Source organism: Micromonospora matsumotoense, assembly GCF_900091525.1.
In the GTDB taxonomy this organism is placed as follows: Bacteria; Actinomycetota; Actinomycetes; order Mycobacteriales; family Micromonosporaceae; genus Micromonospora; species Micromonospora matsumotoensis.
This window is the reverse complement of sequence record NZ_FMCU01000004.1, coordinates 389,165-407,507: the sequence shown is the minus strand read 5'-3', so window position 1 is coordinate 407,507 and position 18,343 is coordinate 389,165. Positions and strand designations below refer to the sequence as shown.

At 74.0% G+C, this 18,343-nt stretch carries 19 protein-coding genes and 1 pseudogene; 12 read left to right on the top strand and 8 right to left on the bottom strand.

Annotated features, from left to right (window positions below; all coding sequences use genetic code 11):
* Positions 1–186: 186 nt before the first annotated feature.
* Positions 187–1,296, bottom strand: coding sequence for an acetamidase/formamidase family protein (locus tag GA0070216_RS11480; protein ID WP_091243633.1), 1,110 nt, complete (start codon positions 1,294–1,296; stop codon positions 187–189).
* Between the two features lie 310 nt (positions 1,297–1,606).
* On the opposite strand from GA0070216_RS11480, the gene GA0070216_RS11475 reads away from it, so the two are divergent.
* The 5 genes from GA0070216_RS11475 to GA0070216_RS35000 all read left to right on the top strand — a co-directional run bounded on the left by GA0070216_RS11475 (position 1,607) and on the right by GA0070216_RS35000 (position 5,274).
* The gene (locus GA0070216_RS11475) at positions 1,607–2,980 is read left to right on the top strand and encodes an aromatic ring-hydroxylating oxygenase subunit alpha (RefSeq protein WP_091243631.1); all 1,374 of its coding nucleotides are present in this window, start codon (positions 1,607–1,609) and stop codon (positions 2,978–2,980) included.
* A 5-nt stretch (positions 2,981–2,985) separates the two neighbouring features.
* On the top strand, positions 2,986–3,513 hold the full coding sequence (locus GA0070216_RS11470) for an aromatic-ring-hydroxylating dioxygenase subunit beta (protein ID WP_091243992.1): 528 nt from the start codon (positions 2,986–2,988) through the stop codon (positions 3,511–3,513).
* An 11-nt stretch (positions 3,514–3,524) separates the two neighbouring features.
* Positions 3,525–3,854 (top strand): Dabb family protein, encoded by a 330-nt coding sequence (locus GA0070216_RS11465; RefSeq protein ID WP_091243629.1) that lies wholly within the window; start codon positions 3,525–3,527, stop codon positions 3,852–3,854.
* A complete protein-coding gene (locus tag GA0070216_RS11460) occupies positions 3,851–4,744 on the top strand; it encodes a VOC family protein (protein WP_091243627.1) in 894 nt (297 codons plus the stop codon). Before GA0070216_RS11465 ends, GA0070216_RS11460 begins: the two co-directional genes overlap by 4 nt.
* A 197-nt stretch (positions 4,745–4,941) precedes the next feature.
* The gene (locus GA0070216_RS35000) at positions 4,942–5,274 is read left to right on the top strand and encodes a MerR family transcriptional regulator (RefSeq protein ID WP_091243626.1); all 333 of its coding nucleotides are present in this window, start codon (positions 4,942–4,944) and stop codon (positions 5,272–5,274) included.
* On the opposite strand, the gene GA0070216_RS11450 is transcribed toward GA0070216_RS35000, so the two are convergent.
* The 6 genes and pseudogenes from GA0070216_RS11450 to GA0070216_RS11425 all read right to left on the bottom strand — a co-directional run bounded on the left by GA0070216_RS11450 (position 5,253) and on the right by GA0070216_RS11425 (position 9,904).
* Entirely contained in the window at positions 5,253–5,537 is a 285-nt protein-coding gene (locus GA0070216_RS11450) for a nuclear transport factor 2 family protein (RefSeq protein WP_245722451.1), read from the bottom strand. The genes GA0070216_RS35000 and GA0070216_RS11450 overlap by 22 nt on opposite strands.
* A 116-nt stretch (positions 5,538–5,653) precedes the next feature.
* Positions 5,654–5,809, bottom strand: a pseudogene (locus tag GA0070216_RS35410) (SRPBCC family protein); the annotation flags it as partial.
* A complete protein-coding gene (locus tag GA0070216_RS11440; protein WP_091243624.1) occupies positions 5,806–6,159 on the bottom strand; it encodes an ArsR/SmtB family transcription factor in 354 nt (117 codons plus the stop codon). The pseudogene GA0070216_RS35410 and the gene GA0070216_RS11440, both read right to left, overlap by 4 nt.
* 38 nt (positions 6,160–6,197) lie before the next feature.
* Positions 6,198–7,088, bottom strand: a complete 891-nt coding sequence (locus GA0070216_RS11435; protein WP_091243622.1) for a hypothetical protein — start codon at positions 7,086–7,088, stop codon at positions 6,198–6,200.
* Positions 7,085–8,335, bottom strand: coding sequence for a WxL protein peptidoglycan domain-containing protein (locus GA0070216_RS36065; protein ID WP_091243989.1), 1,251 nt, complete (start codon positions 8,333–8,335; stop codon positions 7,085–7,087). The genes GA0070216_RS11435 and GA0070216_RS36065 overlap by 4 nt, the downstream gene beginning before the upstream one ends.
* Before the next feature lie 69 nt (positions 8,336–8,404).
* Positions 8,405–9,904, bottom strand: a complete 1,500-nt coding sequence (locus GA0070216_RS11425; RefSeq protein ID WP_091243619.1) for an HtaA domain-containing protein — start codon at positions 9,902–9,904, stop codon at positions 8,405–8,407.
* Positions 9,905–10,098: 194 nt separating this feature from the next.
* On the opposite strand from GA0070216_RS11425, the gene GA0070216_RS11420 reads away from it, so the two are divergent.
* Genes GA0070216_RS11420 through GA0070216_RS11395 form a run of 6 tightly spaced genes read left to right on the top strand, consistent with a single transcriptional unit; the run spans position 10,099 to position 14,965 of the window.
* On the top strand, positions 10,099–10,938 hold the full coding sequence (locus GA0070216_RS11420) for a hypothetical protein (protein WP_091243614.1): 840 nt from the start codon (positions 10,099–10,101) through the stop codon (positions 10,936–10,938).
* Complete coding sequence (locus tag GA0070216_RS11415) at positions 10,935–11,951, top strand: heme/hemin ABC transporter substrate-binding protein (RefSeq protein WP_245722437.1); 1,017 nt, start codon at positions 10,935–10,937, stop codon at positions 11,949–11,951. The genes GA0070216_RS11420 and GA0070216_RS11415 overlap by 4 nt, the downstream gene beginning before the upstream one ends.
* Positions 11,948–13,045: a FecCD family ABC transporter permease gene (locus GA0070216_RS11410; protein WP_091243611.1), complete on the top strand. Its 1,098-nt coding sequence runs from the start codon at positions 11,948–11,950 to the stop codon at positions 13,043–13,045. Before GA0070216_RS11415 ends, GA0070216_RS11410 begins: the two co-directional genes overlap by 4 nt.
* Before the next feature lie 43 nt (positions 13,046–13,088).
* The gene (locus tag GA0070216_RS35400; RefSeq protein WP_091243608.1) at positions 13,089–13,982 is read left to right on the top strand and encodes a heme ABC transporter ATP-binding protein; all 894 of its coding nucleotides are present in this window, start codon (positions 13,089–13,091) and stop codon (positions 13,980–13,982) included.
* Positions 13,983–14,660: a biliverdin-producing heme oxygenase gene (locus GA0070216_RS35395; protein ID WP_245722436.1), complete on the top strand. Its 678-nt coding sequence runs from the start codon at positions 13,983–13,985 to the stop codon at positions 14,658–14,660.
* The gene (locus GA0070216_RS11395) at positions 14,657–14,965 is read left to right on the top strand and encodes a DUF2470 domain-containing protein (RefSeq protein WP_245722435.1); all 309 of its coding nucleotides are present in this window, start codon (positions 14,657–14,659) and stop codon (positions 14,963–14,965) included. Before GA0070216_RS35395 ends, GA0070216_RS11395 begins: the two co-directional genes overlap by 4 nt.
* Positions 14,966–15,082: 117 nt before the next feature.
* Here the strand turns inward: GA0070216_RS11395 and GA0070216_RS11390 are convergent, their stop codons facing one another.
* Positions 15,083–17,152 carry a HelD family protein gene (locus GA0070216_RS11390; RefSeq protein ID WP_091243602.1) on the bottom strand — a complete coding sequence of 690 codons (2,070 nt, stop codon included), beginning with the start codon at positions 17,150–17,152 and terminating at the stop codon, positions 15,083–15,085.
* A gap of 324 nt (positions 17,153–17,476) precedes the next feature.
* Between GA0070216_RS11390 and GA0070216_RS11385 the strand changes: the two genes are divergently transcribed.
* Positions 17,477–18,343, top strand: a complete 867-nt coding sequence (locus tag GA0070216_RS11385) for an ABC transporter permease (protein WP_218108168.1) — start codon at positions 17,477–17,479, stop codon at positions 18,341–18,343.

Here is an 18,343-nt window from a genome sequence, read left to right as displayed (position 1 = left end):
AGCGGCCCGGCTCCGGCCGGCTGCGCGCGTTGCCCCCGGCTTGTCCCGGTCGGGGGCAGCGGCGTGGCGGCGGCTGCACCGGCCGGGCGGGCGCCGAGGTGCCACCCGGTCGATCCGGGTCCGCTGCCGACCTCCCGGTCCCGGCCCGCAGCACGGTGCCACGGGCCGGGACGTCACGCGCTCCGGTCAGAAGTGGGCCGGGAAGTCGGCCTTGCGGATCAGGCAGTGGATGCCTTTCACCCCGTCGACGACCTGGCTGACCTCGAAGTCGGCGGCGGCGCTGAGGTAGGCCAGGGCGGTCTGCGGGGGCATGCCCTGGGTGCGGACGAGGAAGTCGACGGCGGCCCGGACGGCCCGCCGCATCGCCTCGTCGAGATCGCTGTGCAGGCCGACCGGCAGCCAGTGGGTGGCGGTCTCGCCGAACGGCCCGTCGACCCCGCCGAGCAGCAGGCCGGCCTGCGCCCGGGGGATGACTGACAGCCGCAGGGTGGCCCGCAGCGGTGCCTCCAGGGCGGTCAGCGCCACCTCGCCGTCGCCCTGGGCGTAGTGCGGGTCACCGGCGTAGAAACCCGCCCCGGGCAGCTGCACCGGCAGGTAGAGGGCCGAGCCGACCTGCAACTCGTTGATGTCGAGGTTGCCGCCGAAGGCGCCGGGCGGCACCGAGTGGACCGGCTCGTCGGTGTCGACGGCGACGCCCATCAGGCCGAGGAACGGCGCGAGGGGGAAGCGGGCCGCGCGACCGTCGCCGTACGGCAGGGTGCCGAACAACCGGCCGCCGTGGTGGACCACCGGGGTGAAGTGGCTGACGGTGCCGTACTCCCGCGGAACGTCGCCGTCCGGGCCGGTGTCGGTCGGGGTGAGCGGGTACTCCCCGGGCAGCGCGCCGTAGCCGTGCCGGCTGCTGATGAAGCCGTAGGGGGCGCGGATGAGCAGGTCGACGACCTCGACCCGGAGCAGGTCGCCGGGTTCGGCCCCGGCCACCGTGATCGGCCCGGTGACCACGTGCGGGCCGTCGGCGTCGTAGTCGTGGGCGACGTCGGAGGCGGCCAGGTCGCGGGCGTCGGTGAGCACCTGGTCGGTGGGTACGTCGAACTGCTTGAGGTAGCCGACGGGGTCGCGCCCCTGGTCCTCCAGGATCCCCTCGTGGCTGAGCGTGTCGATGGTCACGGTCTCGCCGGAGCCGACCCGCAGCACGGGCTCGTGCCGCCGGTTGGGCAGCCGGCCCCACAGGCAGGTGTCCGGGGTGCTGGGCAGGTAGTGGGTTCCACCGATCGGGCCATCGTGCGGCTGGAGCATGACATCCTCCGGGAGGGGTGACACCGGCTGGCGGTGCGACGGGACGGCGCTGCCCGGTGCGGGTGGCCGGCGGCCGGCGACGGGGTGCGCGGGCCGCATCCGGGGGCCGGTGATCGCCGTGGGGCGGATCGGCCGGGCCGAGTCGGATGTGGGGCATCGTGGCCGGCGAATCAGCAGGCACGTGTTGCGTTCGTATTAACAGCGAGTAACCCGGTGCCGGAGTCTGCCCTGCTCTTGACAGTTGCCATGGCGGAGTAGCAGCATCGTGTAGCGAGATGCTGTCTCGCATGACGTAGAAGGCGGTGAGGTGATGGCGCAGCAGACGCCGGTACGTCCGCTCGGTGCAGCCGGCGCGATGATCGACGAGGACTGGGAGGCGCTGCGGTTCCGGGTGCACCGCTCGGCGTACCGCGACCCGGAGGTGTTCCGGACCGAGGTCGACCGGATCTGGAACCACACCTGGCTCTATCTCGGCCACGAGACCGAGATTCCGAAGGCGGGGGACTTCAAGACCCGGACCCTCGGCGGTCGACCGCTGATCTTCTGCCGGGACGCCGACGGCCAGGTGCGGGCCTTCTTCAACGCCTGCACCCACCGGGGCACCGTGCTGTGCCGGCACAGCGAGGGCAACACCAAGTTCTTCCAGTGCTTCTACCACGCCTGGGCGTTCAGCAACGCGGGCGAGCTGGCCGCGCTGCCCGGCGACGACGCGTACCCCGACGACCCGGCCTTCCGGGCCTCGATGGCCCTGCGGCAGGTGGCCCGGCTCCAGATCCACGAGGGATTCGTCTTCGTCGCCTTCGACCCGGACGTGCCGGACCTGCTGACCCACCTCGGCCCGGCCGCGCACTACATGTCGCTGACCGCCAAGATCGGCGAGCACGGCATGACCACCCTGCCGGGCGTGCAGCTCTACAGCGTGAAGGGCAACTGGAAGCTGGCCGTCGAGAACGCGATGGACGGCTACCACTTCGCCCCCACCCACAACACCTTCGTCGGCTACCTGCGCGAGACCGGTTTCGCCGTCACCGACGACGACCAGTACGCCTACGACCTCGGCGGCGGCCACGGGCTGCTCGTGCTCACCGGGCACAACGGCCGGATCGGGATGGTGTGGGAACCCCGCTTCGGCGACGAGGAGAAGACCCGCACCGTCACCAAGCGCCGCGAGCTGGAGGCCCGTCTCGGCCCCGAACTCGCCGCCGAGGTGGCCGACGCCAGCCGCATCCTGTTCGTCTTCCCCAACCTGCTGCTGTTCGACCTGGAGGCGCTGACCATCCGGCAGCTCGAACCCGTCGCCGCCGACCGCACCGACGTGCGGGCCTGGCAGTTCGTCGAGGTCGGCGAGCCGGAGTCGGTCCGCGCGCTGCGGATCAAGACGATGGTCAGCTTCGTCGGGCCGGGCGGCCTGGCCACCCCCGACGACATCGAGGCGTACGAGGCGGTGCAGCGCGGCATCACGGCGACCGCCGACTCGGTCGACCCCGCGCACGACTGGAGCGACATGTCCCGGGGCATGGCCAACGAGAAGCAGGGCAACCAGGGCCGCTCGATCGACGAGGGCGCGATGCGCAGCTTCTGGCGACGCTGGGCCGAGGTGGTCGGGGCGAGCACCAGCGTGGCCGGCGACCCGCCGGCCGGTACGCCCGCCGCCGGACCCGCCTCGGGTGGTGCGGGCAAGTGAGCGCGATGTCAACGACGGTCGGTAGCCCCAGGGGAGTGGTCAAGGTGGAGTCGCGCGAGGTGACCCGGGCCGAGGTGGAGGACTTCCTCTACCGGGAGGCCCAACTGCTCGACGAGTGGCGACTCGACGAGTGGCTCACCCTGATCGAGCCGGGCGGCCGGCTGGAGGTGCCGACCACCGACTGGGCCGGCTGGGACGCCACCACCGCCGGGTACTTCGTCGCCGACGACTACGAGCTGATCCAGGCCCGGGTCAAGCGGCTCAAGAGCCGCAAGGCGCACGCCGAGAATCCGCACTCGCGTACCCACCGGATGATCTCCAACGTGCTGCTGTTGGAGGCCGGCGCGGAGACCGTCTGGATCAGCGCCAACTTCCTCATCCACCGCTACCGCGACGGCGGCGCCTACACCTACGTCGGCCGGTACGAGCATGTGCTCAAGGTCGACCCGGACGGGCTGCGGTTCCGGCTGCGCCGGGCCGTGCCGGTGATGGAGTCGATGGATCCCGGCGCCCGACTCAGCTTCATCCTCTGAGCCGGCCCGCCATGATCACTCACATCCTGGTCTTCCGGTTCCGCGACGACCTGCCGCCCGGCGCGGCCGAGTCCGTCCTGGCCGAGCTGGAGACCTTCCCGAGCCGCTATCCCGCGATGCGTAATTGGCGCAGCGGGGTCAACGTCAGCACCCGGGACACCAGCATGACCCACGGCTTCGTCGTGGAGTTCCCCACCGAGCAGGACCTGCTCGACTACCTGCACAGCGACTCGCACGAGCGGTTCGTCCGGGAACGCTGGCGGCCGGTCGTCGCGCGTCAGGCCATCGTCAGTCTCCCCACCGCCGGGGACGCCCAGCCCATCGAGAGGGGTCACAGATGACCACCGAGGCCACCGCCCGCCGCCGTGGGCCGTACGGCATGGAGTACGCCCGGATCGAGGTGCCCGACCTGGCCGCCTCCATCGAGTTCCTTCAGTACCACGTCGGGCTGCAACTGGAGCAGCACGACGACGAGTACGCGTTCCTGCGCGCCGACCTGGAACATCACAGCATCGAGCTGATCGCCGCGCCGCACCGGTCGGAGTCCTGGACCACCGCGGTCGGGTTCAGCGTCGAGAACGACGCGGTCCTCGACGACCTGCGCGAGCGGGTCACCGCCGCCGGGCACGAGGTGTTCGAGCTGGCCGACCGGGTCAAGGGCCTGGTCCAGCGGGGCTTCGCCGTCCGCGACCCCAACGGGCTGATCGTCGAGCTGTTCACCGAGTTCCAGGAGTACGCCGAGCCGCCGCTGATCGAGCTGCGCCCGCTGGACCTGGTGCACCCCTTCCTGGCCACCGACAAGTACGACGAGACGCTGGCGTTCTATACCACGGTGCTCGGCTTCCAGGAGTCCGACCACGTCGGCGACGTCACGGTCTTCCTGCGCAGCGAGGACCGCTACCACCACAGCCTGGCGATCCAGCGCAACAACGAGTTCTACGTCGCGCACCTGTGCTTCATGATGAAGAGCTTCGACCACGTGATGCGCGGCCGGGCGCGGGCCCAGTACAAGCAGATCCCGATCGCCTCCGACCTGGTCAACCACTCGGCCTCGACGTCGATCGCCTTCTACATGCACGACACCCGGCACGGGCCGCGCTACGAGCTGTGCGACCGGCACCGGGTGTTCACCCCCGAGGAGCACGAGACGCACCGGGCCCGGCGGATGGCGGTGGACCCGCGCAACATCGACGTGTGGCGGCCGGCCGCCGACGACTGGGCGCGCTTCTGACCCGCGCCCGGCCAAGGCCGGTGGGCGGGATGTCGTACCCGCCCGGCCGGTAGGGCGCGTTGTAGCGGGGTGGCCCGGTCAGGGGGCCACCCCGCCTTCCTGCGCGCGACGTCCGGTCCCGCCGCGCACGCGATGACTTGACCTTGACATTGATGTCAGGGTTCTAGCATCGCCAGGCGCGGAAGGGGACCAGCGACATGCGGATCGGAGAACTCGCGCGCCACTGCGGCGTCAGCCCCCGTTCGGTGCGGTACTACGAGCAACAGCGCCTGATCGCGCCATCGAGGACCTGGGCCGGCTCGCCGACGCGGGGGTGTCGATGTGCTCGCTGTGGATGCCCATCGACGGTCGCCTGGTGGATGCGGCGTTGGAGTGGCTTGCCGGCGAGGTTCTGCCCCAGGTGCAGCGCACGGGCCGGTCAGGCCCGCGCTAGCCGCCGCTCGGCAGAAGGGGCCGGACAGCGGCCCCACCCGGCGTGCCGGTTCTTGTATGGCGGGGACCCGTCGCCTTACGGCAGCGGGACGACGTAGGAGTCGACCCGGGCGATCAGCCCGTCGCGGAAGGTGAACAGGTCGTTGAAGGCGAAGCGGAACGGCCCGTGGTCGACGCTGACGCCCCGGCCCTCGCCCGTGACGACGACGACCGGGCCGTCCTCGTGGACGCGGTGGACGTCGAGCGCCGGGCTGCCGGTGAACGCCGGGTTCTCGATCTCGCCGTCGAACTCCGCCCGGCCGTGGGTGGTCCGGTGCCCGTGGATGACCCACTCGACGTCGTCGGTGAGGGTCGCGAGGATGCGCGGGTGGTCGCTCGCCCGGAACCCGGCGAAGTAGTCCGCGACGAGGTCGCGTTGGGTCTGCGGCCGTCCGGCGCGCGGGTGTCGAGCGCGAACTCTCCCCCGGGGCGCAGGTCGACGGTCACCGATCCGGGTGGCACGGCGGCGTGCGAGCCGCCCCAGAAGGCGGTGATGCCGGCCGGCGAGGTGAACGCGGCCCAGACCCGCTCGGGTGGCGCGGCGAGCTGCCGTCGGGCGATCAGCTCGTCGCCGCGCAGCTGCGCGGCGGTCACCGGGCCGCCCCGTCGTCGGTGAGGTGTTGCTCCAGGGCGTCGAGCCGGTCGTTCCAGGTGCGCCGCTGCGCGTCGATCCAGGTGCCGAGCAGCGAGAGCTGATCGGTCCTGAGCCGGCAGGGGCGTCGGGTGCCCTCGCGTCGCTGCTCGACCAGGCCGCACCGGCGCAGCACCCCGACGTGGTGCGAGATGGCCTGCGGGGTCAGGTCGAACGGCGCGGCGAGCTGCCCCACCGTGGCATCCCCACGGGCGAGGCGGGCCACCAGGGCACGCCGGACCGGGTCGCCGAGCGCGGCGAAGGCCGCGTCGAGATCCGGGCCGGGTGCGACGGGTACGGGGGCGGTGGGCACGGCCCCACCCTAATGCAAACCACCATTTGTGCAAGCGATTATTTGTCGATGGGTTCCGCCGGCGTCGCGCCGGGCGGTGGGCGTCGTGCCGGCCGGGCGAGCAGCAGCACGACCGTGAGAACGGCGGCGGCGACCGGCAGTCCCCAGGGCCGCCGGGCCGCCGACACGGTGAACGCGAGCGGCCGACCGGGCACCGCGATCCGACCATCCACCTCGTACCGGCCGAACGGGGCCGCGTCGGTGGGCACCGCGACGTGGTACTCCCGGGTCTGCCCGGCGGCGATGGTGCCCACCGCCGGGGCGGCCACGATGGTCCGGGCCCGGCCGGGCGGCCCGACGGTCAGCTGGAACGCAGGATCGGTGATCTCCTGCGGGCCGGGGTTGTGCACGGTGATCCGTACCGCGAGTACGCCCGGCAGGCCGAACCACCCGCGCGGCCCGGACCGGTCGGCGGCCCGCAACGCCACCAGGGTCAGCTCCGCCGGGGCGGTCGGCGCGACGGCCGGGGCGGTCACCCCGGCCAGCGTCAGGTCGGCGACGGCGGTGGCCGTGCCGGTCGGCGTCCGGACCCGCAGCACGCACGGGCAGGCCACCGGCGGGGCGGCCAACAGCACCGGCAGGGTGGCCCGGCCGACCGGCGGCACCTGACCGTGGGTGGCGGCCCCGGTCGCGCAGTCGAGCGCTCCGCGCCGGGCGGCGTTGCCGCACACCTCGATCTGGACGGTGCCGGCGGGCCAGCCGTCGAGGCTGACCAGCACCCGCTGCCCGACCCGCAGCGCTCCGGCGGGCAGGGTGACGCCCGGTCCGGCGGCTGCCGCGCCACCGCCGCCGCCCTCCGTGGCATCGACCTTGGCGGCTGCCCCGGGGGCCGGCGTCGTCAGGACGGCGACTACGGCCAGCAGGACGACGGCGCGGACCGGTCGGGTCATGAGGCGTCGGGGCGTCGGGCGTCGGGGCGCGGGTCGACACCCGGAACCGGCCCGGCGGCCGTACCGCCCGACGCAGCCTTGGCGGCCGGTTGCGGTGCGGCCGGGGCGTCGGCGGGGCCCGGGGCGGTTCGCTGATCGGCGGGAGCGCCGGTGGAGCCCGGGGCCGGCCGTTGATCGGCGGGGCTGGGGGCGGGCGGTTGCCCGGCGGGGGCGTCGGCGGGGCCCGGGGTGGTCACCCGGCCGGCGGTCGGCGCGTCCCGCCGTCGCCACCACCGCAGGCCGCCCCCACCGGCCGCGACGGCGAGCAGGGCCAGCAGCAGCCACGGCGGAGCCCAGATCCCGGCGGCGCGGACCACCGGCGGCAGCGCGGTGTCCGTGCTGGTGGCCGCGATGTCGACCGCGGCGGTCAGGCGCAGCAGCGGGGGTACGCCGGTGATCCGCTCGGTGACGGTGAAGGTGGCCCCGGGCAGCAGCTCCGGCAGGTCGGTGGGGGAGGTGCGGGCCTGTTCCCATCCGAAGGGCGCGTCGACGGTCACCGTGCCGCTGCCGCCGAGCCGGACGTTGCCGTCGTTGCGCAGCCGGTAGCGGACCACCACGTCGCCACCGGCGAACGGGTTGACCGGGTTGTCGTAGGAGACGTCGACCGCCTCGACGGTGACGGCCGGCCGGACCGGGCCGTTGACCCGCAGGTAGACCCGGGCGGCCAGTCGCTGGTCGACCAGGACCCGCTGCCCGTCGACGGTGGTCCGGACCCGGGCGACCGCCCCGATCACCCCGCCGGTGTGGTCGCCCGGGGTGGCGTTGGCCGGCACGGCGAGCCGGAACGGGATGTCGACCCGCTTGCCCGCCGGGATCGTCCACTCGCGCCGGTCGACGCTGATCCAGGAGCCTACGTCGGTGGCCCGCCGGTCCGCCGGCAGCAGGGCGAACGCGCCGTCGGCGGCGCTGTACGCGTCGGTGCCGTACACGGCGAAGGTGACCGGGCGGTCGCCGAGGTTGGTGATGCCGACGTGGTCGGTCAGGGTACTGCCCGGGGCCAGGTCGTAGATGAAGTAGTTGCGCCCGGTCGGGCCCTTGGCGCTGGACGGCTGGACGGCCCAGCGGGCCGCGCCGGTCTCCCCGACGCCGGCTGCGGGGCCGGGGGAGGGGGTGGGCGCGGCGTGGGCCGGCGCGGGCAGGGCGGTCGCCACGAGCAGCGCGGCGGCGAGGGCGGCGCTCGTCCGGGACAGGGCGGTACGCAGGGACATGCCGGGCTCCGGGGAGTGGTCGGGCCGGTGGGACGGGAGCGGGTCCCGTCCCACCGGTGTGGTGCCGAATCAGGAGAGGGTGAGGGTCAGCACCGCGCTGTAGTCGCCCGCCGGGGCGGACGCCGGGACTCCGAGGTGGAGTTGGGCGCCACAGGTGAAGGTGCCGTTGCTCGCGCCGGTGGCCGAGGTGCACAGCGCACGCGCCGTGCCCAGGCCGGCACCGGGCGCGGCGGGCACGCCCGGGGTGACCACGCCGGGGGCCCCGGCGAGACCGTCGACGCCGACGGTGGCGCTCGGCGTCCAACCGAGGTTGTCGGCGGCGATGGCGCCGCCGCTGGCCGAGGCGAAGTCGGCGACCTGCCCGACCAGGCTCCAGCCGGCGTTGGTGCCGCGCAGGTCGGCCACGGTGGCGGCGTTCAGTGCCCCGTTGGTGACCTGCCCGTTGCTGACCGCCGGCAGGGTGACCGAGGAACCGGTCACGCCGAGGGTCAGCGCGCCACCGGTGACGGTGGTGGTGATCTGCTGGCTGGCGTGGCCGCCACCGGCCGGGGTACGGCTGAACGTCACCGGGGTGAAGGTGTCCTGGCTCCGGTCGGCCGCGCCACGGGCGGCGAAGGTGATCACGTAGCACTGGACCTTCGTGCAGTCGACAGACGTGCCGGTGCGGTCGGTGTACACCGCGCTGATCGGCAGGGTGGTGCGGAACGTGCCGTCGGCGTTGAGGCGGTCGCGGGCCTCGGTCGGCTCGTTCGTCTTGTTGACCCACTTGGTGACCTGGAGGACACCGGCGTTCGTCCAGTGCTCGTCGACCTTGGGGCCGAAGGAGACATAGATCCCCGCCGCCCCGTTGGCCTCCGGGTCGAAACCGCTGCCGGTGACCGTGATCGTCGCCCCGGCCGGGTCCAACCCGGTGGCCGGGGTGACGCCGACCGCCGGCCCGGTCGGTCCGCTGCCGCCACCGGTGGAGAAGGTGAAGGACAGCGGGTCGAGCGCGGAGCCGGCGGAGTAGAAGCCGTTGAACGCCGAGGCGCCCTCGGCGGTCAACGTCGCCGCCAGGTTGGTCGCGGTCACCGTGCCACCGCTGCCACCGGGCTTGCCGTCGATGGTGGCGATGGTGGCCTGCCGGACCGACACCGGCTCGGCCGCGGTGGTGAGCAGGTCGACGTCCGCCGTGACGGACGTGGTGCCCCCGGTGACGACGATCGTCGGGTTGGCCAACGAGATGGTGAAGAAGTGCGCCGGGTACGAGAAGACGATCTTCCCACCGTATCTGGCGTCGATGGCGCCGGTGTCGGGGTCGTGCGTGCCGCCCTTGGCGGGGAAGGTGAAGGTGCCGTCGCTGTTGATGCTGGCGCCCTCGCTGGCCGCGATCGGCGGGTTGCCGTTGCCGGTGGTGACGTAGGCGCGGAACGACGCCTTGAAACCCCAGGTCAGGCTGCCGGAGCGGATGTCCGTCCCGGCGGCCTGGGCGGGGCTGACACCGATGAGTGCGGCCGATGCGCCGAGCAGGGCGACCGCCGCCCACCGCGCCGACCGCCACCGACCGGTACCGGTTCTGGATCTGACCATGCTGCTCCCTCTCTTGTGCCCAATACGGACAGTGGTTGAGGTTAGGCAAACCTAACTATCGGGCACAGTGGGCGACAGGTTGAAGATCTTGATCCGAAGAACCCCTTGTGAACTGCGGATCTCTCGCTTAGGTTAGGCAAACCTTAGCTACGGTCGGTGTGTCAGCCGGCCCGATCCGTCATGGGGGGAGCCTGATGCGAGCACTGCGTCGCGCCGTTCTGATCGCCACCCTGATCACTCTCGGTGTCGGCGTGCTGCCGACGCCGGCCCACGCCGGCACCGGTCGGGGCGCTGCCGGGCAGACCCTCACCGTCACCCCCAGCGCCGGGGTGGGCCGCACCGGGGCGAAGGTGACCGTCGCCGGCAGCGGGTACGACGTCACCAAGGGCATCTACGTCGCCTTCTGTGTGGACAACGGGGCCGGCGTCGCCCCCAGCCCGTGCGGCGGCGGGGCCGACACCACCGGCAGCACCGGCGCGTCGCACTGGATCTCCTCCAACCCGCCCTCCTACGGGGAGGGCCTGGCCGTGCCGTACGGCGACGGCGGCTCGTTCCGGGTCAGCCTCACCGTGGCCACCCGCATCGGCGACGTGGACTGCACCGTCCGCCGGTGCGTGGTGGCCTCCCGGACCGACCACACCCGCACCGCCGACCGTTCCCAGGACGTCCGGGTGCCGATCACCTTCGCCGCCGGGGCCGCTCCGGCGCGTACCACCGCGGCCGCCCCGGCCACGACCGGTGTCGGCGGCAGCACCGGTCGGACCACGCCACCGGCGGCGGCACCGACCGGCGCGGTCGCCGCGCCCACCGGCGCGGGCCCGGCGTCGGCTGCCGTCGGCCCCACCGGGGGCGTCCCTACCGGGGCCGACGGCGGGGTCGATGAGGCGGGCCGGACCGACCAGGCGCAGGTGACCCGGGTCAGCGCCGCCTCCGACACCGGCCGCTGGTGGCTCGCCGTGCTGGTCGTACCCCTGCTCGGGGTGGCGCTGCTCGCCGGCCTGCGTCGTCGCCGTCGCCGCCGGGCCACGTCGTGACCCGGCGCGCGCTGCCGCTCGTCCTGGTGCTGCTCGCCGGTGCCCTGGTCGGCTGCACCGATCCGGCGGCCGAGGCGCGGTCGACCACACCGACGTCCTGCGGCCCGGTCACCGCCACCCTGCCCGACACCGACGTCACCCCGCTGGACCCGCCGCCGACCCCGGCCCTGCCCGTCACCGTCACCTCCGCCGACGGCATCGCCAGCACGGTCACCGACGCCGCGCGCATCCTGCCGGTCAACCTCTACGGCTCGATCGCCGAGATCGTGTTCAGCCTCGGGCTCGGCGGCAACGTCGTCGGCCGGGACACCTCCACCACCTTTCCGGCCGCCGCGCACCTGCCGGTGGTCACCCCGGCCGGGCACGACCTGTCCGCCGAGGCGGTGCTCGCCCTCGCCCCGACGGTGATCCTCGCCGACGACAGCATCGGTCCACCCGAGACGCTGCGGCAACTGCGCGCCGCCGGCATCCCGGTGGTCCTGGTGGCCGCCGAGCAGAGCCTCGACGCCGTCCCCGGGCACGTCCGGGCCATCGCGGCGGCGCTCGGTGTCGGCGCGGCCGGCGACCGGCTGGTCACCCGGATCGAGGGGGAGATCGCCGCCGCCCGCGCCGGGGCGCCCGACGGTCCGGCCCCCCGCGTCGCCTTCCTCTATCTGCGCGGCACCGCCGGGGTCTACCTGATCGGCGGGCGGGGCGCCGGCTCCGACGCGATGATCGAGGCAGCCGGGGGAGTGGACGCCGGCACCGCGATCGGCCTGGCGAAGTTCCGCCCGCTGACCAGTGAGGGCCTGATCAACGCGGCCCCGGACGTGCTGCTGGTGATGAGCGGTGGACTGAAGTCCGTCGGCGGCGTCGACGGACTGCTCAAGCTCCCCGGGGTGGGGCAGACCCCGGCCGGGGCCGCCCGCCGCGTCATCGACATGGACGACGGCGTCCTGCTCACCTTCGGCACCCGCTCCGGCCGGGTGGTGCGGGCCCTGGCCGACGCGCTGCACTGCCGGGGCCCGCGATGACCGCCACCGACACCCGACCGGCCACCGGGGACACCGGTGACGGCCGGGACCGCCGCCGTCCGGTCCGGCGCGGGCCGGTCCTGCTCGCCGGGCTCACCGCCGGCCTACTGCTGGTCGCCCTGATCGCCGCCGGCCGGGGTCAGGTGGCCGTCGCCCCGGCCGAGGTGCTCGGCTCGGTGCTGCACCGCCTCGGCCTGGACCTCGGCCCCCGGCCCGCCGCCCCGCACGGCGAGAGCGCGCTGTGGCTGGTCCGCTTCCCCCGGGTCGCGCTCGCCGCCGTGGTCGGCGCCGCGCTCGGCTGTGCCGGCGCGGTGATGCAGGGGGTGTTCGGCAACCCGTTGGCCGAACCGGGCATCATCGGCGTCTCGGCGGGCGCGGCGGTCGGCGCGGCGCTGGCCATCGTCACCGGTGTCACCGTCCTCGGTGGCTGGACGGTGCCCGCCGCCGCGTTCGCCGGTGGCCTCGCCACCGCCTGGCTGGTCTACCTGCTGGCCCGCTCCGGTGGCCGGACCGAGGTGGTCACCCTGGTGCTCACCGGGGTCGCGGTCAACGCCGTCGCCGGTGCCGCCATCGGGCTGCTGATGTTCGTCGCCGACGAGTCGGGCGTGCAGGCCATCGCCTTCTGGAACCTCGGCAGCCTGGCCCAGGCGAACTGGTCGGCGGTCTCGCTGGCCGCGCCCTGCCTCGCGGTCGGGCTGCTCGCCACCCTCGCCGACGCCCGCCGGCTCGACCTGCTCGCCCTGGGCGAGCGGTCCGCCCGCCACCTCGGGGTCGACGTGGAACGGTTGCGGACCCGGATGATCGTGGTCACCGCGCTGCTCGGTGCGGCGGCGGTCGCCTTCACCGGCATCATCAGCTTCGTCGGCCTGGTCGTGCCGCACCTGGTCCGGATGGTCGCCGGCCCCGGGCACCGACTGCTGCTGCCGGCCAGTGCCCTCGGGGGCGCGATCGTCGTCATCGTCGCCGACCTCGCCGCCCGGACCCTCGTCGACTACCAGGAGCTGCCGTTGGGGGTGCTGTCCGCGATCGTCGGCGGGCCCGCCTTCTTGTGGCTGCTGCGGCGCACCCGGGACCGCGCCGGAGGTTGGGCGTGAACGGCTGCGGGGCGTCGACCCGTACCCACCCGGGGAGGCCGTGATGACCGAACGCGTACGTCGGCGGCGAGGTCCGCTGCGGTTGCTCGGCCGTCGGTCGGCGCCCCGGGTGCCGACCGCCACGACGTCGGGCAGCACCCGGGTCCAGGTCACCGGGGTCCGGGTCGAGCGCGCCGGCCGACCGGTGCTCGACCAGGTCGACCTCGCCATCCGCGCCGGTGAACTGCACGCCCTGCTCGGCCCGAACGGTGCCGGCAAGTCCACCCTGCTGGCCGCCGTCAGCGGTGACCTGCCGCTCGCCGCCGGGACCGTCGAGGTGGACGGTCGTCCGCTGGCCGAGTGGTCGGCCGTGGAGTTGGCGATGCGTCGGGCGGTGCTGACCCAGAGCAGCGCCCTGAGCTTTCCGTTCGCGGTGGTCGAGGTGGTCCGGATGGGCCGGGTGCCCTGGGCCGGCCGCCCCGAGGAGGCCCACGATGATGCGGTCGTCGCCGAGACCATGCGACGCTGTGACGTGATCCGGTTCGCCGCCCGCCCCTTCCCGTCGCTCTCCGGGGGCGAGCAGGCCCGTGCCGCCCTGGCCCGGGTGCTGGCCCAGCAGACCGGGGTGCTGCTGCTCGACGAACCGACCGCCGCCCTCGACCTGCACCACCAGGAGCTCGTCATGCGGATCGCCCGGGACCGTGCCGACGCCGGCGACGCGGTCGTGGTGGTGCTGCACGACCTCGCCCTGGCCGGGGCGTACGCGGACCGGATCACCCTGCTCGCCGACGGGCGGGTACGGGCCGCCGGCCCGCCCGACGCGGTGCTGACCGCGCCCCTGCTCAGCGAGGTCTACCGGCACGACATCGAGGTCGTGCCGCACCCGGACACCCGCCTGCCGCTGGTCGTGCCCCGCCGTCGGGGCCCGGCCCGGAACGTCCCCCTCACGGAGGAATAGATGGACACACCACCCATGCCGTTCTCGGCCCGGCTGCGGGCCGCCACCCAGGGGGCCCACTCCGCCGCCGAGAGCCAGCGCTACGTCTCCGCGCTGGTCGCCGGCGAGCTGGACATCGCCGGCTACGTCGACCTGGTGGTGCAGCACCACGCCCTCTACCAGGCGTTGGAGTCGGCCGCCGAGGCGATGCGCGCGGACCCGTTCGCCGGTGGCTTCGTCGACGACGCGCTGACCCGACTGCCCGCGCTGGAGGCGGACCTGACCCAGCTCGCCGGGCCGGACTGGGCGTTGCGCACCGCGCCGCACCCGGCGACGGTGGCCTACGCCGACCGGATCCGGGCCGTCTGCGGCACCTCCCCGGTGCGGTTCATCGCCCACCACTACACCCGCTACCTGGGTGACCTCTCCGGGGGCCTGTACATCGGGCGGGCGGTGTCCCGGCGGTACGGGTTGACCGACGGGTCCGGGGTGGCCTTCTACGCCTTCGACCGGATCACCCGGCCGAAGGCGTACAAGGAGGCGTACCGGGCGCGGTTGGACGCCCTGCCGTTGAGCGCGGCCGACGAGGCGGCGCTGCTGGACGAGGTGCTGGTGGCGTACCGGCACAACATGGCGGTCTTCTCCGCCCTGGCCCGGCACGTGCCGGACGGCCCGGAGATCACGGAGGCGGTGGCGTGACCGGGCAGCCGTTCGACGCCGACGTCGTCGGGGCGGTCAGCCGGCACATGAACGACGACCACGCCGGGGACTCGTTGCTGATCTGCCGTACCCTCGGTGGCTGCCCGGACGCCAGCCGGGCGCGGGTGACCGGGCTGGACGCCGACGGGATGGACTTCGCCGTCACCCTCGACGACATCGAGGTGCCGGTGCGGGTCCCGTTCGCCCACCGGCTCACCGAGCGGGCCGAGATCCGCCGGGAGGTGGTCCGGATGTACGAGCAGGCGTGCGCCGCGCTCGGTGTGCCGCCGCGCCGCGCCGACTGAGCGCCCACCCCCGCCGGCCGACGTCACGGGGGCCGGTCCTGCGCGGGCCGGCCCCCGCGAGCGGGGTCGACCACGTCCGGTGGCGGGGCGGCGGGTCGTGGGGTGCCGCCGGCCGCCTCAGGCCCGGGTCAGCTGCTCCGGCAACGGCTTGCGGTGCAGGATGACCAGTTCGCCGACGGCCCGGGTCAGGGCGACGTAGAGCCGGTTCATCCCCCGGGGTTCGGCGGCGACGATGTCGGCGGGTTCGACCAGCACCACCCGGTCGTACTCCAGGCCCTTGACCTGACTGACCGGGATCGCGTGCAGGGCGGCGGCCAGGTGGTCGGGGGCGATGACCGTCCCGGTCTCCCGGGCCACCGCCTCGGCCAGGTCGTCGACCCGGCGGATCGCCAACCGGCCGCCGGGACGGAACGACCGGGTCGGCGCGATGCCGGGCGGCAGGGCCCGGGCCGCGAAGTCGGCGATGACCTCGGGGACCCGGTAACCGGTGGGCAGGTCCAGCGTCCGGGCGGTCCGCTTGCCCAGCCGGTGCACCAGCTCCGGCCACGAGCCGGCGGCCAGCGGATGGGTCGCCTGGCCGAGGTCGCCCACGATGGTCATCGAGGCGTACGCGGCCCGGCGGGCGATCATCCGGCACTCCATCGGCGACAGGTCCTGCGCCTCGTCGATGATGACGTGCTGGTAGGTGTCCTCGACGGGCTCCTCGGCCTGCGCCACCGGCAGCGGCTCGGCCAGTACCGGCACGTGCCCCTCCTCGCCGTACGGGTCGAACCCGTCGACCCAGCCCACCACCTGGTGACCCTCCCGCAGGATGATCGCCGCCGCCCAGCGCTGGGCGCCCCAGTGGCCGCTGTCCAGCGACTGCCCGGACTGCGCGATGGGAGTCGCCACGCCGGGCGCGAAGAGCTGCCACCCGTCGCCGAGGCTCAGGCTCAGCACGAAGGTCTCCGCCAGTCGGGCGCCGCTGCGCAGCTCCCGGCGCTGCCACTCGGGCCGGACCTCGGCCACCCGCTGCGGCCGGCCCAGGATCTCGGCCAGCTCGTCGAGCAGCGGCACGTCGTCCACCGACCACTCGCCCCGCTGGGCGGGCAGGACGTCCTGCGGGGTCAGCGACGGCCACCAGGCGGTCAGGAAGGCGGCCGGGACCTCCCGGCCGTCCAGCAGCTCCGCGAGCACCGTCGCGGCCTGGGCCCGCGCGGCGTTGGGGGTGATCCCGGCGGCCTCGCACCTGCGGCGGACCTCCCGGCGGGCCCGCGCCAGATCGTCGGCGTCGAGACCCCACAGCCGGTCCGGCACGTTCGGCGGGGTGTCCCAGGCCAGGTCGGTCAGCACCCGCACCATCCGCAGGTCACCCTTGGTGCGGGCCACCTCGGCGCAGTCCCGTCGGGTGGCGACGACACCGTCGAACAGGTCACCGATCGCGCGCAGGTGGACGCTGTCCTCGCCGAGGCCGGGCAGCACCCGGCCGATGTAGGTGGTGAACACCGTCGACGGGCCGACCACCAGCACCCGGCCGTCGGCGAACCGGCCCCGGTCGCGATAGAGCAGGTAGGCGGCCCGGTGCAGGGCCACCTGCGTCTTGCCGGTCCCCGGACCGCCGGTGATCAGGGTGACCCCGGCGGCGGGGGCGCGGACCGCCTCGTCCTGTTCGCGTTGGATCGTCGAGACGATGTCGCGCATGTGTGCGCCGCGTTCCCGGGTCAGCGACGCGAGCAGGGCGCCCTCGCCGACCACCCCGTCGACCGGCGTGTCCGTCAGCACCTCGTCGTCGAGGCCGACCACGGTACGGCCGGTGCAGGTGATCACGCGGCGACGAGCCACCCCGAGCGGTTCGCCGGGGGTGGCCCGGTAGAACGGCGCGGCGGCGGGGGCCCGCCAGTCCACCACCAGCGGCTCCCGGTCGGCGTCGCGGACCCCCAACCGACCGATCCGGTACGTCTCGTCGTCGTCGAAGTCGAGCCGGCCGAAGACGATGCCCTCCTCCTGGCCGTCGAGATCGGACAGTCGGGCGGCGGCGCCCAGCACCATGGCGTCCCGCTCGACCAGCCCGGCGACCGGTCCGCCGCCGGCCCGGCGGTGTCCCTCCTCGCTCAGCTGTCTGGTCTGCGCGCGCATGACCTCCAGGCGGGCGTACACCGTGTCGACCACCTGTTGTTCGATGGCGATCTGTCGGGCCGTCTCGGACACGTGCTCCCCGTTCTCCCGCCGGGCCCTCCGGCACGGACCGGTCGAGCGTAGGCATGGTCGCGGGGGCAAAAATCGTCATCCGGGACGATCTGGACGGCTTGACCGGCGCATATGATGAATGTGGCGGCCGGAAACGGGTGCTCCGTTTCCGGGGTCGGGCGCCCCGCCCCGCCCCGCCCCGCCCCGCCGCCCCGCCGCCCCGCCGGGCCGGATGCCGCCCGGACGGCCCGGTCCGGCGATCACTCGTTCCACGCCGTGGGCCACCCCTTGTCTAAGACCTACTAAAGCTGTAGGAAAAGTAGGTCATCGACATCGGGAGAGATCGTGACCGCCGTCCAGGCCACCCAGAGCACCAACGTCACCCCCGGCACCGCACCGCCGAGGCACGCCACGCACCCACCCCGGCGGGGTCTCCTGCTGCGGCGCGTCCTCCTGCGCGCCGCCGCGCTGCTGGCCCTGCTGGCGCTCTGGCAGACCCTCGCCGTGCTGGTCGAGAACCCGACGTTCATCCCGTCACCGGGCGCGGTCTGGGGCCGGCTCGTGCAGACTTCCACCACCCACGACGGCATCCGGGGCTACAGCGGGCACCTGCTGATCGAACACCTCGGGGTGAGCCTGCGCCGGATTCTCATCGGTGCGGTGGTGGGCGTACTGGCCGGTCTCGTGCTGGGCCTGCTGATGGGCACCGTCACCTGGGTCCGGGTGGCCACCGAACCGGTGGTCACCTTCGTCCGGGCGCTGCCACCCCTGGCGTACTTCAGTCTGCTGATCATCTGGTTCGGCATCGACGAGACGCCGAAGCTGTGGCTGCTGGCGATCGCCGCCCTGCCCCCGGTCGCGGTCGCCACCGCATCGGCGGTCCACGCCGCACCGGTCACCCTGGTCGAGGCGGCCCGCGCGCTGGGCGGCGGCCGTTGGCAGGTCACCCGGGACGTGGTGCTCCCGCACGCGTTGCCGGAGATCTTCACCGGGGTCCGGCTCGCCGTCGGCATCGCGTACTCGTCGGTCGTCGCGGCCGAGACCATCAACGGCGTACCGGGCATCGGCGGCATGGTCCGCGACGCCCAGCGCTACTCACAGACCGACGTGGTGGTGCTCGGCCTGTTCGCCATCGGTCTGTCCGGCCTGCTCATCGACGCGCTGTTGCGCGCCGCCGAGGACCGGCTCGTTCCCTGGCGCGGTCAAGGGTGA